Origin of the sequence: Streptomyces zhihengii (assembly GCF_016919245.1) — a bacterium.
GTDB lineage: Bacteria > Actinomycetota > Actinomycetes > Streptomycetales > Streptomycetaceae > Streptomyces > Streptomyces zhihengii.
On the sequence record NZ_JAFEJA010000003.1, the window covers coordinates 578,012 to 594,052 of the forward strand.

Here is a 16,041-nt window from a genome sequence, read left to right on the forward strand (position 1 = left end):
CCGCCGTTACACGGTCAGGAGCTGGTAGCTATGCGGCAGGCGGGGCATACCTTGGGGCTTCGGGCCCCATAGCGGTGGATCGGGGCAGCACACAGCGTGCAGGGCCTATCTAAAACGCAAGCTCGCCGCCCGGCTCGCGCACCAGGGCATCGAGGCCCTCCGTGATCTGGCCGACGAGATCGCCCGAACTGGCGGGCACGGCTGCGAGTAGGAGACCCTCTACGACGAAGTCCTGCCCACGCTCCCTGGCCTGCTGAAAGCCGGCCACCTGAGCGGCAGTTGCTGACCTCGCGCCAGGCGGACAGGGCGGGGAGGCAGGGCTGTCTTCCACACCTGGTCCTCCCGCCATGGGTGCCAGCCGCGAATGGAGAATCTCGGCTGTGCCGTGTCTGGGAGAGGCGGGTGCGCGCCTGCGGGCAGGCGACGGTTCGCGACCGGCGCCGCAGGCAGCACGACGACGCACGTGGAGCGCGCCGGGTCGGTATCGCCCCGGCGCGCCACAAAAAGCCAGCGACCGAGGGGCGAGGGCCATTACGCTCCCTGAATGTCTGACAAGCGGCCTCCGGGCACGTTGGGTGTTGACCTGCGCAAGCCGGGACTTCGTCCCTGCGGGCTGTGCGGTGAGGTGCGCGGGATGACGAAGGCGCATGTGCCGCCGAAGGTAGCCGGCAACCGAGGCAAGGTGACCAGCGCAACCGTTCGGGTCCACAACAACGTACGCAGCGTGGGTCGACTCGACGCGGGCGGCATGTGGATGCGCGGACTCTGCGGCGACTGCAACAGTCTCGCGGGACTGAACTACGACAGCGCTTATGGCGACTTCGCCAAGGCTTTGGACACCTACCAGCGGGCGCGCTCGCTCCTGCTTCTTCCGCGGGCTGCCCCAGCGCCGCCCGTACGCGTCGCACCAGGCCGGGTCGCCCGGTCGATACTGATCGGGATGTTCGCCACCACTCCACAGCTGCGGGTGATGTTCCCGGGACTCGCCGTCGACCTTCGCGAGCGGCGCTCTCACATTACGCTGCCCGAGGGAGCCTCGCTGCGCGTGGCCCTGTATCCCCTGAGGTGGACACGCCTGGCCAGCATGTTCAGCAACTACCGGGTGCTGGGGCGCAGGCTCTACTACAACGTGTTCTCCGAGGTCTACTTCCGCCCGCTGGCGTGGGCCCTGATACCCAGCGACCGCGGGTACGACGAGCACATGGGCGAGTCCGTCTTCGACAACCTCGGATGGGCAACCGTGGACGACTGGCTCCAGTACGGCGATGACGTCACAGGGGTCGATCTGCGCGACCTCTGCCGCCGCGGCATCCCCCACGTGCGGCACCCGCTGTCCGGGCACGAACAGGACAACTGGGTCCAGCTCTTCAACGACAAGATCACGGCCATCATCGAAGGCGAAATTCCAAGCTGACGTGCTGGGCCACGGGCGGGAACGGGCAGCCCACGGTTGGATAATGGCCCTCACGCTCGATCCACCCGCGTCCCGTCGGCCGCCGGGCGGGGATACCCCAGAGGGCTCCAGCACCCTCGATGGCCGGCAGCCCACACCGCGCATGCCAGGAGAACACGTTGATACAGCAGCAGTTCCCATGGCAGCGGCGCGTGTTCGTGCTGGACGAGCCCCCTGCTCACGGCCGTTACGGATGGCCGCCCAGCCACGCACAGGCTGGTGTGCTACTAGCCCAGGAGCGGGCCACCGCGATCATCGTGTTGCGTGGCGAACGCGGCATGGGCAAGACGTACGCCCTGCGCCAGGAACACGATGCCCTCCTGTCCGCCGGTCTGCATCCCGCCTGGCTCGACCTGAAACGGTGCACCACGACCCGCAGGGCGCAGAGTCACCTGCAAGAAGCACTTACACCCCCCACCGAACCAGGGGAGTGGCACATCCTCCTCGACGGCCTGGACGAGGGCCTCAATGACCTCCCCCAGTTGGACCAGCTCCTGCTGGAGGCGCTCGAGGATGTGGCCGAAGCAGACCGCGAAAGGCTTCGCCTGCGGATCACCTGCCGCAGCGCCCGCTGGCCGGCCCGGTTCGAAGAAGCCCTGCGCGCAGACTGGCAACCCGACCAGATAAAGAGCATGGGCCTGACCCCACTCGGCCCCGACGACGTAGCCGTCGCAGCTGGGATGGTCGGCGTGCCGGACACTACTGCCCTGCTCGAGTCGATCCAGCAGCAGGGACTGGTGGCGCTGGCCACCCACCCGGTCACGCTGCTGCAGCTCCTGGACAGCTACACCCTTCACGACCGCCTGCCGGCAACGGTGCACGACGCCTACCTCCAGGCATGCCTGCGCCTGTGCACCGAGCACCGCCGCCCCACCAACCCGACCCAGCTCCAGGCGCAGGCATCACCCGAACACCTGCTGGCCGTCGCGGCCCGGCTGGCGGCCACGATGCAATTTGGTTCATACACCGCGGTGACCGAGGACGAATCCGGTACGCCGACAGACCTGCGCCTGTCGCGGCTCGACGGCCTTGATGAACCCGGACACCTTGGCGGCAACGTCCCGTGCACCCTGTGGAATCTGCGGCAGGTCACCGAATCAAGCCTGCTGGTCCCGACCGGTGACCTGCGCTGGACCTTCGCCCACGACAGCTATCGCGAATTCCTCGCCGCGCATTTCCTACGCATGCACCATTTGCAGCCGCAGCCCCAGCGCCAACTGCTGTGGATCGGAGACGGCGAAGCCCGCCACATCATCCCCGCCCAGCAGGAAGTCGCCGCCTGGCGCACCACCAGTGACGCCACCCTTTTTGCCGACCTCCTGCACGACGACCCCCTCGTCTTGCTTTTGGCCGACCTGCCCAGCCTGCCCGACACCGACCGAGAGCGCGTAGTTGACGCCCTGTTCACCCTGCTGGAACGGGATGACACGGTAAGTCTCGACCACAGCCTGCTGCACCGCCTTAACCACTGCCGACTGGCCGGCCAGCTGCGTACTCGCCTGCAGGAGCCCGGCGAGCCCCGGTTGACGTATGCGGTAGTCAGCATCGCCCGGGCTTGCCCCCACCCCGAACTCGCCGACGACTTGCTGGACGTGGCCGAAGACGCGCGCTACGACACAGGCGTGCGCACCGCTGCCCTAGCCGGCGTCACCGAGCCCACGCCTGACACCCTCACCCGGATCATGGACCTGACCCAAGATCCTTCGCCCGAGGTGATCGCTGCGGCCCTACGCCACCTCTATCCCGGCCATCTAACGGCGACCGGCTACCTCGACCGCATCCGCGACCCGGACCCGGCGTTCGTGGGCACCGCCTTCATCCTGCGCAATGAGGCACCGGCACAGCTCGACGGCAGCACCATCGCCGAAGCAGCCCAATGGGCCGGACGTGCCCTTCGCGCGGGAGATGCCCAGTCCACCAGCCCCAGCCTGGCCCTGGCCGTGTTGGGCCGTGCGGTTATTCTCAACGAGGAGACCCCCGCCCTCGACCTCGTGCCCTTCATTGGCGAGGGACTGCTCGGCCTTGCCGACGACGAGGACCGCCTGCACAGCTCGCTCCTGCAGACCTCTCTGGAGGACCTGGCTCAATCTCTGGACAGCTGTCCCCAGACCCGGCGCCTACTCGCCCGCCATATCCTTCAGCACTCCGAGGACGATCCCTTCTACACCGTGCTGGCCGGCATCCCCGGCGGTTCCTTCCTGCCCGGTGCCGACCTGCTGTACTGGATGGAACACTGGGACCAACTCATCGCCATCAATCCGGCCCGCGCCCAGCAGGCTGTCCGCTTCGCGCCCCCCGAAGAGCCTCAAACAAAGGCACGTGCGGATGCCGCGCGCCGCGCCCATCCCACGCTCGCCGAGGCCACGGCATTCTGGGAGACTTATCAACGCGATCAGCGAGAACGCTCTGCCCGAGCCGAAGCGCAACGGCGACAACAGCGCTTTGATCCGGCCGCCCTGAGCACGGCCATCGACGAGGTTCGCGCCGCCCGCGGCCCAGACGTCCTGACCGCGTGGAACGCCCTCCTGAACTACCTGCGGCGCACGCCGGACGGATCACCAGCGCGACACACCGGTGGCGTGTCCATGCTGGCCGCCCGGGCACCCTCACGTCCCGCCACCGGCACCGACCCCGCCCGGCGCCTCAGCCAGGCAGCCACTCACCTCCTGAGCGAACTCCCCCCGCTGACCACAGCCAACTTCCGCCCAGCTTCCACCGCCCGCCCGCCGTCCGCAGAACTCACCGCCTTCGCCCTCGTCGACAACCCGGTAGCGCTACACGCCAGCCCCGAGCACTGGGCCGGCTGGGCCGTCGCCCTCGCCCAAAACCCCGCCTACAATGCCGAGGAACGCCAGCTACAGCGCACCTGGATGCCACTGTGCGTTGCGCGTGCCGAAGACCAGCTGCCCCCGCTGCTGCTGGATACCCTCGACCACGTCACCGACCAGACCTTGCGCGACCTGGTAAAAGCCTTGGAAGGGGATCCCTCATACAAGCTCCAAACGCTCCTGTCTGCCTGGGCACGGCACAGCGACCGCAGCCCCGAGCAGTGGTGTGCCGTTCTTGAGGAACTCGCCGCCGCCGAAGACCGCAACGCCCTCGGCCACCTGGTGGACGCCCTCGACACCGATCCGCGCGGACACGAGCCCGGCTCGCCGCCACGGCAACGCTGGCTTTTCGCCGCCCGCGCCCTGCTGCGTCACGACATCCTGCCTGACCACTGGCCCGCTCTGCGCCGCGGCTTGGCCGACGCCACAGTCTTGGCGGAATACGGCAACCTGCTCACCGGCCTGTCGACCGGCCCCGATGGAGGGGCCTTTGACCACCTCGACGACGACGTACTGGTCGATCTCTACACTCTCCTTCTGAAGGACACCGGCATCGCACGCCTGCAACGGCCTCTGCGTGGTGGCTTCATCCAGCAGGAAGACCGCCTCGTCGACCTGCTGCGCCACCTGCCACGCATCCTCGCCTCCCGTGAAACCCACCACGCGGCAGCCGCTCTGTACCGGCTCGCCCAGGCCTACCCGCTCGTATGGCAACTGCGCGTGCTCGCCCGAGCCACCGCCCGCACGGCGGCGGACCGTAGCATCCTGCCTCTCGAGCCCGAACAGATGATCCGGCTTGTCACCGACCACCAGGCACGCCTCGTCCGCGACGCCCGCCAACTCCTCGACCTGGTCCGTGAATCCCTGGCCGCCCTGGAGGAAGACCTTCAGGGCTACAACGGAACGGCCGTCAGCCTCTGGAACCGTAACCAGCACCGCTTCAACTCCAGTACCCAGTGCTGGCCCTGCTGGGAAGACGACCTCAGCGACGCCGTCGCTTCCTTCCTGCGCCGTGACATCGGCGGCCACCGCGTCGTCGTCAACCGGGAAGTCCAGGTACGACGCGACGGCCTGCCCGGCCTGCGCACCGACGTCCAGATCGAAGCCCCCGCTTCTCCCGACACCGGTCAGCACACCCTCAGAGTCATCATCGAGGCCAAGGGATGCTGGAACCCAGAGCTGCCCACCACCGCCCGAACCCAGCTGCGCGCCTACCTCAGCGAACCCGACACCGCGGGACTGCTCCTGGTCGGCTACTTCGACTGCACGCGCTGGAACACCAAGAAGCGCAGCTGCCCCGCGACCAACCACGGCATCGACGACGTCCGCCGCGAGCAACGCGAGCAGGTTCGTCATCTGACCCACGAGGGCACACTGCTGGCCGCAGCGCACGTACTGGACTGCCGGCTGCCGAGTGAGGACAGCGACTGGCGCAAGACGACTGACGAGATGTCGTAGACGCCCGGCCTGCCGCGGCAGTCCTCAACTCGGGCCGCGCGTTCAGCCGTCCGCACGCGGCGAGAATGCCAGGACCGCACCGTTGGGGCGTTGCTGGCCCAGCCATTGCCCGAGAGGGCAGCCGGCTTGCCGGGTGTATTTGTCCGGGGTGAGGTGGCCGTTCTGGGAGACGTAGGCGCGTGCGTGGCCCGGGCCGGGGCTGACGCTGCAGGAGCGTGTGGCCGAGGCGGGCCGTTCGCTCGTGTCGGCGTGGGGTGTGATGCCGAGGGCGGTCAGGAGATCCTGCTGGGCGGGGTGGAGATGCTCCCAGCACTCGCGCTGGACACGGGTCCAGCGGCAAAGGCCTCGGGAGAGGCTCGTGGCCGGGACGCCGTCGGCACCCGTAGCTGCTGTGCGGATGCGGTGGTAGGTCTGCTGCCACTGCAGGGGGCCAGGGCGGATTCCACCACGGATCGATCATGGTCAAAGCCTTCCCCGGATCGGGGAAAGACGCCCCTCGTTGGCGCGTCGTCGTTGCCAGGCCAGCCACTTCCCCAGCGCGGTCCACGTGGACGCGACAGCCGTACGCTTCGACACCCCGATACCCGGCGACCTGCTGCCAGCCTTCACCTGGCACAACGCTCGAGGCAAGACCCGCAACCTGAAGTACATCGTGGACGGCCGCCTGGAGCGCTCCGTCAGCCTCCAGGGCTTCTGCCGACTCACCTCCGAGTCCCCCGATACGCTGGACGGGCTGGTCGACAGCGTCCAGTGAGACCGGCAAGCCGCGCACCCCGATGCCCACCGGCCGAGGAGCGGTATCCCTATCGCGCTACACGCTGCCCGCCCAGACCCCGTCAATGCCGGCGGCGCCCCATCCGGCGACCTCGGGCGGGTTGAGCGTGGCTGTGGCCTGCACGTAGTCGACGTCAGAGCAGCCGCGGACGGCGTGTTGCCGGGTGGACGTGAGCGTCCACGTTCGGCCGGTGCCGTCGGAGATGGTGTCGCCGTCCTTGACCGGCCACCCCTTGGGGTCGAGCCGTACGGTCCATGTGCCGTCGGGCTGTTCGAGGACGGAGCTGGGCCAGGTGGCGCGTGGTGCGGGCCGTCGGCCCGGGGGCGGGGTACGGGTACGCCGTTGGCGTCGCGCGCCCAGGGGGGCGAGGACGTACGCGGTGAGCATGGCGTTCGGGAGCACGACGGCCACGGCGAGCGAATCCCTTCTCAGCGGGCGCGGCGGCTGGAGGAGTAGAGCCGCGGTTGGCGGGCGGGCCGGTTGAGAGCCTGGAAGAGGCGGCGCTTCCAGCGGGAGAAGCTGCTGAGTTCCGGCAGAGCGCCGGCCTGGCCGGTGACGGGTGATGAGTCGCAGGAGATCGACTGCCCCTCCGCGTTGACGGAGGACACCCGGCCCTGGGAGCCGACCCCGCCGGGCCGGTTGTGTTCGGTATCGGCGGCATGGGTGGTGACGTAGCGGACGATCGGGTCGACGGCGGCCCCGTCGAGCCCGACGAGGAAGTCGACATCCTACGTGCCGTCCCCGCGGGGGCGGTAGGCGGCGACCTCGACCAGGTCGTCGATGTCGATCGGCCAGGAGTCGACGTCCTCGAGCTGGTCGCTCCTGCGCAGTGTGAGACCGATCTTCGTGACGAGCTTGGGAACGACGAGCTGCCCCCCCGACAACGTCGGCCTGTGCGCTCCGGATGGCAGGCCGCGGTCAGCGGGAGCGGTACTTCGAGTCCACCGGACGACGGCCTCGGGTGAGGTGAGGAGCCCCAGCCTGAGCAGCAGGTCGAGCCGTATGGACTCGTGGACGGGTTGGGCTCCCTCGCTCGGGGTGAACGTGACGGTGGCCCGGGGGCACGTCCGGCAGCGTGAACCGGCGGGCGGGCTAAAGCGGCGGGGCAAACACAATCTGGCGATGCGGAGCGCCTCGCCTTCTGCAGCTCCCGTACGTCCCGCGGATACCGAACGGCAACCTACCCATGCTTTCGGATACCTGGGCGAATCCATTTGCCGAGAATCGCAGGTTTGGGCATTTACAGGGCAGGAGTGGCACGATCCCTTATTTGGTTTCTTTGAACACTCGCTCGATTACAGCGTCAGGGCAGCCAAGAATTCGCAGTGAGTGCGCTCGGACGATCAACTCAAGAATCCTGACTACTTCGTCGAGTTTGTGTTCTTCGTATCCTCGGTTGCCATGCGCGAGATTATTTCGTACCACGCGCAGGGCACTCGCGGCTGTCGTTGGTGCCGGAGGTTGCGATATGACGTCCGCGACGAGTGCGGTTTTCGCGAGGTGATGCATGGAATTCACAGGCAGGTCGCTAACTGTAGCATTCAATGCTGATTCGAGGCTCGTCGGCGGGTTCTTTAGAAGCGATTTTTTGAGGAACCTCATTGTGTCGCTGTCAACCTTATCCTTCAGGTCGACGATGACACTCTCGCGCTTAGATAGGTGCTCCATTTTGCGCCGATTGTATTTGTCCTTCATTTCGTGACCATGCAGACCTTCCAGCGCTTGGATTAGAAGCAGGAACCGTGACCGTGGGTGCTGGTCGCGCGCATGGAGCATCGATCCGTAGGTTTCCACTAGTGGGTGGTGCGTGGCAGCGTACTGTCGCCATTTGAGGATAAGATCCAGAAGTGAAAGGTCATCATTTTTGGCCCGGACAGCGCTGCTGTTGGATCGGATTTCATTTGACGAGCTCGCGAACGGTTTCTGGTCAATGCCCGTACCGAAAACTTGCAGCACGCCAGAGGAGGCCATCAGCTCGACCGAAACATACGTCAGGTCCTGAACTTTTCCGGTCGCGATACAAATGATCCGGCGCAGCGGCTCTACGAACTCATCCATAACGACGCGAAGCGATGCACCTTCCCTTACCTTGAGCTCCGCCACTGGGCTAAATGCCAACCGGAATTCATAGCCATCCATTGTTCGCATCCGACCCTCGTAGCCAACAGTGAGCGAAAGATCCTCGACTTCCCACTTACCCTTCGCTTCCAGGTCGAGGTTCGCGCTCCATAGATCTTTAGGGTTCTCCGGATGTATTCCAGGGGTTTGCACGCTCTTGATAGGAGAGATGCCAATGACTGCATCGAGAGCCGTCACTTGGAATTTCACGGATGAAATTAGCGGCACATCGCTTGCGTGATCGAATGCTGTTCGCGGACTGTGTCGACCGAAAAATTCACGTCCCTTGCCGAGGAGTGCCGCGCTTCCCGAAATGTGCCCTTGTCCCATCGACCAGTAAGTGATGGAGGCGTCTAGCAGAACTACTGATCCGCCGTTGGCTAGAGTTCCAGCAAGCGCACAGAATTCAACTACCTGCGGAAAGGAATACACGCCGGGGGATTCGCTATTCAGTGGCACCGAACCATATATTGAACCCGTGGGCGGGCGATTGGGAAGCACCTTTAGGTTACCGGGGAGTTCGGCAATGCCGCCCCTTCCGTCGGGGACAGTCCAGGTGCAAAGGTAGTTGTCCGGCTCGTACGGCAGTCTGAGCGGAACAATGCTTTCAGGCAAGGTAAGTACCCATCGACGGAGACTTCAGCCCCAGAGGCCGCGGTCAGTGCTGATGTTGCCACGAGCTCGGATGTCGATGCTGTCGCTTTAATAGCGTCCCTGAGGAGCTCGCGGCCGGTGCTGTGTGGGCAGCGAGCGAACTTTGGGCCTGGAGCGGCGAGCCGCTGACGCAGTTGCCAGTTCTCCATTTGTGCCTGGTGCAGGGCACCAACCAGGGCTTCGACGTCGGACCGTAGTCCCGCGAGTCCTTGGCGTCCGCAGCCCGCAGTTTCATGAGCTCAGTCACCAGGTGGCGCAGTCGCTTCTCGCTGTCCGGCATGGCGCCCCGGGCGCGAACCTTGTCGTAGAGCTCGTTCTTCAGGTCCAGGTGGCGCTGGGTAAGTGCGGTGCGGGAAACTTGGGCTTCCTGGGCAAGGGCCACGATGGTCAAGGCGCCGTTGGAGTACTCAATAGCATCGGCCAGGATCCGTTCCATGGGGGCCCGGATGCGGTCGCGTTCATCAGGCACGGGGCTCATGACAGGTCCTCCTGGACGATGACGCGGTCGCGGTAGTGCTCATTGGCGAGAGCGCGAAGGCGGCTGGCGCGGCGGCGGAACCGGTCAGCCAGCGGGAAAGCGACCAGTTCGGCACCGTGCCTTCGGCGTGGGGCTATTGTCCTGCGCTGTCTCGTGCGGGCTGCTGGGCGCTGTCGTGCTCTGTCTGCGCCGCGCTCCCGCCCTTCGTCCAGAAGCGGTAGCTGAACTGCTGATCGGCATAGCCGTACCTGATGTACGGGCTGGCGTCGTACGGGTCGCCTTGCCGGAATGCGGCGTTGCCCTCGCCCATGAGGTCCGGGGCGGTCTGACGGTCGAGTTGCACAGTCTTGGCTCCCTACTGGCTAGCGAACATGGAGTTTTGGACCCCGCGGTCTCCCGGCGTCTGTGTGGCTTCGCCGGCGGGCTCGGTCGACCCCTCGGGGCCGTGCGTTCTGTCATCTGCGCCCCGTCGACGTCGGTTGCCCACGCCTCGGGGTCGGTGCAGCGCCACACCTGGTCGGTGGCGTCACGGACCCACCCGATCAGTGTGCCGTCGGGTACCCGGTCGAGCCAAACCTGTTCTTCGTCGGCGCCCGTGTAGGCGGAGAACGCGGCGTTCGGATCGGTCTCGTCGCCCTTGTCGTACTGGTCTCCGGCCCAAGGTCGGGAGCCGTCGTGAGGGACCTGTGGGGCGGCTGCCGGGTCCTGGCCGGAGGCGGCGTCGGGGGTCTAGGCGGGTGCGGTGTTCGGTTCTTCGGAGAGTTCGTCTTCGAAGTCGTCGTCGTTGGGCTGCGGGCCGGAGGCAGTGGGGTCGGCCCTGTCGAGGGAGGCCTGTTCGGAGGCTTCCACGGTCTCGTCGTTCTCGTCGTCCTGCTCTCCGAAGGGCTTGCCGCCCTGGGGGAGCGCCTCGATGGCGAATCCGTATCTGGTCACATGTGAAGGATGAGCCCGCATGATGGCGAGCGTTCTCACGGACGCCGGGGGAACCTCGAGCCGAAGCAGCGCGTCCCTGACCGTAGGACTCAGCCTGCAAACTGCGAGGTCGCGTTGCCCGGTTCCCGCTCTCCACGGTTACGCATACGTCAGCTAAGACCACGCCCTCCCGCCCGTCCTCCAGTCGCAGCATCTCCGGGCCCGGCAACGCCGACGCTGCCCACCGCCTCGCGTTCCCGGCCTTTCGTCGACGCGGCACGCAGGTGGTACGGCCGCATGGACTGGGCGAAACACACGGCTGTCTTGGTAGCGCTGATCGCAGCGGCTGGTCTGATGGTTACGGCTTGGGGCACCTTGAAGACTGCCCAAGTCGCTGACGAGCAGCTTGCTCAGGCCAGGGAGCAGCGGGAGAGCAGCAGTCGTGAGCAGACCGAGCGGATCACGTTCTGGTGGCACGCTGACCGATGGGAGACCATTATCGCCAACAGAACTCTCGACGCGGCGCCCATCTGGATCGAAGTTGGAGTGCGCGGCCTAAACACAGTCGAAGATCGTGAGTGGGTGCAACTCGGAATCCTTCCCCCCTGCCAGCGTCTTGAAATTCCGACCGCGAGACTGATGAAGGGGGCCATCCGCCTGCACGTCAGCAAACTGCTGATCCTAGACAGGGACGGCAAGTTCTGGGAACGCACAGCCGATGGAGTCCTGCACGAGAGCTCCATCGTTGAAGCCCAGATTCCTGACATATCGACCCCTTCACCTGACCTGGCTCCCATGAAGCCAGGTGAGGACGAGTGGTTGCGGTACGTCAACATCGAGCAGTGCGGCTCCAAGTAGCCATCCAAGATCGTTCTTGCCCAATTGTGCAAGCGCCGCCCCGAGGCTGAATCACGGGTTGGTGCCCGCGGGCCGGGCCTTCACCTCCTCGATGATGTGGGTGAACTGCCGCAGCACTGAGAGTACGGACGCTCGTTGCCGCAGTCCACGGTGACGGCGGGGCCGGTGGGTGCCAGGGCGAGGGCCTCTCCCTGGCCTCTCCTCGGTGGAGCTCGACGAGGGCCGCGGCACGGTACGACCCGATCATCGGGCGGCCGGCCCGCCTGGTGATCTGCACGGTGTTAGGTCGCACGGTCGCCAAACGTGCCGGTGACGGTGAGCATTGGTGCCACCTATCGCGTGGCCATCAGGCCCAGGAGGAACGCCCGCAGGTCGTCGTCCAGCGCCCTCGGAGCCCATGCCGCGGATGTCGGCCAGGGACGCGGCTACGGTGTTCGGCACGGCAAGTTCGGTCTCGGCGTCCTCGCCGTCCGGGATCGTCCCGCCGGTGCGCGCGGCCAGGCGATCCACCACGCGCGGCTCCCGGCTGGCGACGTGCTTGTCGGCGTTCTGGAGAGCGCTGTGCGGGTCGTCGCCGAAGTCGTCGCCGAGGGCGGAAGGTCACGCGCCGCTGCGACTGCCCGAACCGGCCAAGCTCCGGCAGGATTTCGGCCCAGTGGAAGACCCGGCTGGCCAGGGAGCCCCCTCTGCGTCGGGCAGGTCCACGGCGCGCCGGAGACGCGCCAGGGGGCGGGTCTCCGGTCACACCCGGACACGGCGGGCGGTGCGGCCCAAGAAGGCGCGCAGGCGCCGCAGCCGCTCACGGGCGCTGCTGTACTTCTCTGCGATCTTCCGGGCGGCGGCCTGCACGAGCCCGGCCAGGCGCTCGGCCATGCGGATGAGGAGAGAGACGATCCGGGCGAGGAGACCCGGCTGCCGGCCGGCAGCCGGGTTCGCCGCGGTGACCAGGGCCGCGATCCGGCGGGTGGAGCCTGCCGCGATCCGGCCATCTGCTGGGTGAAGATGCGGCCGATCCGTTCGGCGTCGCCGGAGGACACACGTTTCCGCTCTCACGAACAGCTCGTAGCTGCCGAGCAGCCGCTGTTCCCGTTCTGAGGAGGTCGAGTAGGTCGCCGGAGCCTCCCCATCTACCACAGACCGTTCTCCTTCGTCCGTTCCTGGTAGGCGCCACCTGCGCGCACCGAGACAGCGGCCTCGGCCGCAAGCCACACAGACCTGAACGAGTGCCGCCAGACCTGCATCGGACCGGTGCCGCTCGGGTCCCGAGGCGCCGGCTTGCGTCGCCTCGGCAGTGCGTTGCCGGAGGTCCCAGCTAATCTGCACCACCTTTTGTGGCAGGTGGGGCGGGTGACGTCCTTTGAGGGTCCGTTTCGGTCCCTTCGCTCCTGTCTGATCCCAACACGCCCCCGGTCACGCCTGTTTGCGCCCTGTGGCGTGACGGCGGGCATCGCTACTACAGAAACATGCCTCGTCGACAGCGCCCGTATCCAAGTGACCTGTCCGATGCCCGCTGGGAGCTGGTGGAACCGACTCTGACAGCCTGGCGGGCCAACCGGAGAGGGAAGGGCCTGGACATCGGCCGGCCGCCCGAGCACGACCTGCGTCGGATCATGGACGCCATCCTCTACGTCGACCGCACCGGAATCCCGTGGAGGTATCTGCCGCACGACTTCGCCCCGTGGGAGACCGTCTACGGATACTTCGCCGCATGGCAGAAGGACGGAGTCTTCGAGCAGCTCAACAGTCTCCTCCGCCGGCTCGTGAGGGAAGCTGAGGGCCGGGACGCCGAGCCGAGCGCCTGCGTCCTCGACGCCCAGAGCATCAAGACCTCCGCGAACGTCCCCGTGTCAGGCCAGGGCATCGACGCGGGCAAGAAGATCGCAGGCCGCAAGCGCCACATCGGCGTCGACACACTCGGCCTTCTCCTGACCGTGCTGGTCACCGCCGCCAGCGTCTCCGACAACGTCGGCGGAATCCGCCTGCTCTCGAACATCGCCGCCGATCACCCCCGCATCACCAAGGCATGGGCCGACACCGGCTACCGCACAAAGGTCATCGATCACGGTGTACGCCTCGGCATCGACGTCGAAGTCACCCGCCGCGATCCTGCCCAGAAGGGCTGCAAGGTGATTCCGCGGCGGTGGGTTGTCGAGCGGACCTTCGGCTGGCTCATGCATCACCGCCGCCTCGCCCGCGACTACGAGACCCACCCCCACCGCTCCGAAGCCATGATCAAGGTGGCGATGGTCGACCTCATGAGCCGCAGGATCACCCGAGAGTCGACTCCGAACTGGAAGGACTCATAGCCGCCGGGCCACGCTGACCCGCGCGTCGGCGCCTCTCATCGCCGGCGGCCAGCGGTCGTCGATGACACTCGCCGCTTCCCGACAGGCGCCACAGGCGTCCTCCCGTTCCGGCAGCCACCAGTGGTCGGACGGCGACATGCCAGCTTCCTGAATACCGCACAGCGTCCTGTCGAAGATGCCGAAAGCGTGAGAGGCGCCAGCGGGACGGCCGTTCGCGACGGCCCTCTCCCAGCGCATCTCTATGGGCAGGTATGGCGGTCGCGAGATCTCGAACCACTCGCCGCCTACATGGGTGGCGGCATGGCACCAGGAACAGGACCAGATCTCCTCTTCCCACGCTGTCGGCGGCACCGGCCACCGCCACTTTGCCGCACCACACACATCGCACTCCACAGGCGGATCCTCACACGTCGGTACGGTCCGCCCCAAGCAGCGACAACGCGCTAGATACCAAACGCCCCCGCCAGGATGAAACGCTCTTTCAGAGAATCCTCCCCTCCACCGTAGCGGGGGCGCCTCGCATGGGGACGCCCTGCCGACGGTGACGGAACGGAGCACCCCACGTCGGCGGGGTACCCCGTGCCGTAACGACGTCACCGCCATGTGCGCCGAGTCTCCCCGCCGTCAAGCGGGTGCCCCGCCCGCCGTGACCGCCCTGCGCCGCACCCTCGTGTTCACCCCGCCCACGTGAGGGTGCTCCGACCGGTGAGCCCGGCGCCCGCAGGCACGGGAGTCCTCCCCGCCGATGCGGGGGTGCTCCGCCATGGGAGCAGCAGTCCGAGCACTCCAAGGCGTCCTTCCCGCCGACGCGGGGGTGCTTCGCGTGCCCACGACGGCTCCACGCTCGCCGCGCACGTCCTTCCTGCCGCCGCGGGGGTGCTCTGCTGGCGGCCTTCTCGGCGGCGCCGCCAGCTCGTCCTCCCCGCCGACGTGGGGGTGCTCCGCTGGCCAAGGAGGAGGGCGACTCCGCTGCTCAGCGCTCCTCGCCATCGTGGGAACTGCACTGGTAGATCCCCCGTTGCTCGGCTGCTGGGCGCAGCACCGTGTGGCAAAGGGATAAGTCGAGGTTCGGCCCGGTTCGCTCGTATGACGGTTCAGTGGTGCGGCCCGGCGATACCGTGGTGACATACGCCAGACGATGAGCGAGCAGCCGGCCCTCGTGCCCGACCGCCAGCCCCTTGACGAGCAGGCCGCCGCGTCGGCCCGTGCGTACGGGGCCGACCAGCGCGCGAAGGCCGACGTTCTGGCCTCGGTGCTGGAGGACATCGCCGCCCACGGCTATCCGTTCCCGGAAACGGGCGTGCTGTGGGAAGACGCCCGCGACGCCCACCTGGAGTGCCTGGCCGGCGAGCTGCCCCGTGTCGCCTGATCACGTACCGCGCCGGTCCCAGGTCGTCATGGTGGAACCCGCGCTGAGCCAACTTGCCGAGCGCGGACCTCGATGGGCCCAGAAAATGCAAGCCGCTGACAAGCGCTCCCCAGATCTGCTGAGCGTTGTCCCGTAACTGCTGCTCAGGTGTCGCGACGGATGCCGGTGCTGGCTGCCGTGCGGGGACTCCATAGCCATTGCCTACGGGCCGGCCGCGTTGTCAGTGGCTCGGGATACGGTGCGGTGTGATGGGCCGGACGGAGATCGTGGGGGACTCGCGGCCATGGGGGGTGGGTCGGACAGGCCCCGGCAGCCAGCTCGGGACTGGAGGTATTTTGCCGTGTCCCCACCCCTCAACTCCGCGCGCTGGCTCAGGCCCTGTCGCGAGAAGCACGGTTGACCGGCCCATACATCGGAAGCGGATGCCGCGGGTGCCATGATCTTGCGTGGCTGGTGTGATCACGGCATCGGGATGCCCGCCCCGTCGACGGGAGCTGACCAGCGCTCGCCCAACGTCGATGGATTTGGCTGGGGCATGTCGGTTTCGGTGCCGGTCAGATCAGGCGGCGGAGGCGTTCGCCTGTTGAGTGGACGCTGCTGACCGGCACCCTGTCCACCTCACCCGCATCCGTTGTCCGTGTCTGCCCGGCCTCGCCGAGCAGGTGGACGAGGGTGAGTGTGTGCTGGCCGAGGACCTCTGCGGCTCTGCCGCGTTTGTCGTGGTCCGTGATCGCGGCCATCCGGTCGGCGACCAGCGACGGCAGTCCGGAGACCGCCACTGCCTCCACCCCGTCGACGTCCACGAGCCGGCGCACACGTCACGGCATGAAGC

Annotated in this window: 15 protein-coding genes; 6 read left to right on the top strand and 9 right to left on the bottom strand. The window is 67.0% G+C overall.

What is annotated here, in order from left to right; translation table 11 throughout:
- Positions 1-544: 544 nt before the first annotated feature.
- The 3 genes from JE024_RS40260 (at position 545) to JE024_RS40270 (ending at position 6,493) form a co-directional block, all read left to right on the top strand.
- The gene (locus tag JE024_RS40260) at positions 545-1,414 is read left to right on the top strand and encodes a hypothetical protein (protein ID WP_205378898.1); all 870 of its coding nucleotides are present in this window, start codon (positions 545-547) and stop codon (positions 1,412-1,414) included.
- Between the two features lie 158 nt (positions 1,415-1,572).
- Positions 1,573-5,739, top strand: coding sequence for an NACHT domain-containing protein (locus JE024_RS40265; protein ID WP_205378899.1), 4,167 nt, complete (start codon positions 1,573-1,575; stop codon positions 5,737-5,739).
- Positions 5,740-6,286: 547 nt separating this feature from the next.
- Positions 6,287-6,493 (top strand): hypothetical protein, encoded by a 207-nt coding sequence (locus tag JE024_RS40270; RefSeq protein WP_244883769.1) that lies wholly within the window; start codon positions 6,287-6,289, stop codon positions 6,491-6,493.
- Between the two features lie 57 nt (positions 6,494-6,550).
- On the opposite strand, the gene JE024_RS40275 is transcribed toward JE024_RS40270, so the two are convergent.
- The 7 genes from JE024_RS40275 to JE024_RS40305 form a co-directional block, all read right to left on the bottom strand.
- Entirely contained in the window at positions 6,551-6,925 is a 375-nt protein-coding gene (locus JE024_RS40275) for a hypothetical protein (protein ID WP_244883771.1), read from the bottom strand.
- Between the two features lie 17 nt (positions 6,926-6,942).
- The gene (locus JE024_RS40280) at positions 6,943-7,122 is read right to left on the bottom strand and encodes a hypothetical protein (protein ID WP_205378900.1); all 180 of its coding nucleotides are present in this window, start codon (positions 7,120-7,122) and stop codon (positions 6,943-6,945) included.
- 120 nt (positions 7,123-7,242) lie between these two features.
- Positions 7,243-7,398 (bottom strand): hypothetical protein, encoded by a 156-nt coding sequence (locus JE024_RS40285; protein ID WP_205378901.1) that lies wholly within the window; start codon positions 7,396-7,398, stop codon positions 7,243-7,245.
- Positions 7,399-7,780: 382 nt separating this feature from the next.
- Complete coding sequence (locus JE024_RS40290; RefSeq protein ID WP_205378902.1) at positions 7,781-9,247, bottom strand: ApeA N-terminal domain 1-containing protein; 1,467 nt, start codon at positions 9,245-9,247, stop codon at positions 7,781-7,783.
- 43 nt (positions 9,248-9,290) lie between these two features.
- The gene (locus JE024_RS40295; RefSeq protein ID WP_205378903.1) at positions 9,291-9,764 is read right to left on the bottom strand and encodes a hypothetical protein; all 474 of its coding nucleotides are present in this window, start codon (positions 9,762-9,764) and stop codon (positions 9,291-9,293) included.
- A 133-nt stretch (positions 9,765-9,897) separates the two neighbouring features.
- Complete coding sequence (locus tag JE024_RS40300; RefSeq protein WP_205378904.1) at positions 9,898-10,107, bottom strand: hypothetical protein; 210 nt, start codon at positions 10,105-10,107, stop codon at positions 9,898-9,900.
- A gap of 386 nt (positions 10,108-10,493) precedes the next feature.
- A complete protein-coding gene (locus tag JE024_RS40305; protein WP_205378905.1) occupies positions 10,494-10,697 on the bottom strand; it encodes a hypothetical protein in 204 nt (67 codons plus the stop codon).
- A gap of 276 nt (positions 10,698-10,973) precedes the next feature.
- Here JE024_RS40305 and JE024_RS40310 point away from each other — a divergent pair, with 276 nt between their 5' ends.
- Positions 10,974-11,534 carry a hypothetical protein gene (locus tag JE024_RS40310; RefSeq protein WP_205378906.1) on the top strand — a complete coding sequence of 187 codons (561 nt, stop codon included), beginning with the start codon at positions 10,974-10,976 and terminating at the stop codon, positions 11,532-11,534.
- 741 nt (positions 11,535-12,275) lie between these two features.
- Here JE024_RS40310 and JE024_RS42070 read toward each other — a convergent pair.
- The gene (locus tag JE024_RS42070; RefSeq protein ID WP_280521601.1) at positions 12,276-12,407 is read right to left on the bottom strand and encodes a hypothetical protein; all 132 of its coding nucleotides are present in this window, start codon (positions 12,405-12,407) and stop codon (positions 12,276-12,278) included.
- Positions 12,408-12,997: 590 nt separating this feature from the next.
- On the opposite strand from JE024_RS42070, the gene JE024_RS40315 reads away from it, so the two are divergent.
- Both JE024_RS40315 and JE024_RS40320 read left to right on the top strand, forming a co-directional pair.
- Positions 12,998-13,840 carry an IS5 family transposase gene (locus JE024_RS40315; RefSeq protein ID WP_205378907.1) on the top strand — a complete coding sequence of 281 codons (843 nt, stop codon included), beginning with the start codon at positions 12,998-13,000 and terminating at the stop codon, positions 13,838-13,840.
- A gap of 1,138 nt (positions 13,841-14,978) precedes the next feature.
- Positions 14,979-15,209 carry a hypothetical protein gene (locus tag JE024_RS40320; protein WP_205378908.1) on the top strand — a complete coding sequence of 77 codons (231 nt, stop codon included), beginning with the start codon at positions 14,979-14,981 and terminating at the stop codon, positions 15,207-15,209.
- 554 nt (positions 15,210-15,763) lie between these two features.
- Here JE024_RS40320 and JE024_RS40325 read toward each other — a convergent pair.
- Entirely contained in the window at positions 15,764-16,024 is a 261-nt protein-coding gene (locus JE024_RS40325) for a hypothetical protein (RefSeq protein ID WP_205378909.1), read from the bottom strand.
- Between the last annotated feature and the right edge of the window lie 17 nt (positions 16,025-16,041).

Excerpts from the sequence above, each read along its gene's own strand:
- JE024_RS40260 (WP_205378898.1), top strand. The coding sequence starts at position 545 with ATGTCTGACAAGCGGCCTCCGGGCACGTTGGGTGTTGACCTGCGCAAG.
- JE024_RS40295 (WP_205378903.1), bottom strand. The coding sequence starts at position 9,764 with ATGAGCCCCGTGCCTGATGAACGCGACCGCATCCGGGCCCCCATGGAA.
- JE024_RS40310 (WP_205378906.1), top strand. The coding sequence starts at position 10,974 with ATGGACTGGGCGAAACACACGGCTGTCTTGGTAGCGCTGATCGCAGCG.
- JE024_RS42070 (WP_280521601.1), bottom strand. The coding sequence starts at position 12,407 with ATGGCCGAGCGCCTGGCCGGGCTCGTGCAGGCCGCCGCCCGGAAGATC.
- JE024_RS40315 (WP_205378907.1), top strand. The coding sequence starts at position 12,998 with ATGCCTCGTCGACAGCGCCCGTATCCAAGTGACCTGTCCGATGCCCGC.
- JE024_RS40320 (WP_205378908.1), top strand. The coding sequence starts at position 14,979 with ATGAGCGAGCAGCCGGCCCTCGTGCCCGACCGCCAGCCCCTTGACGAG.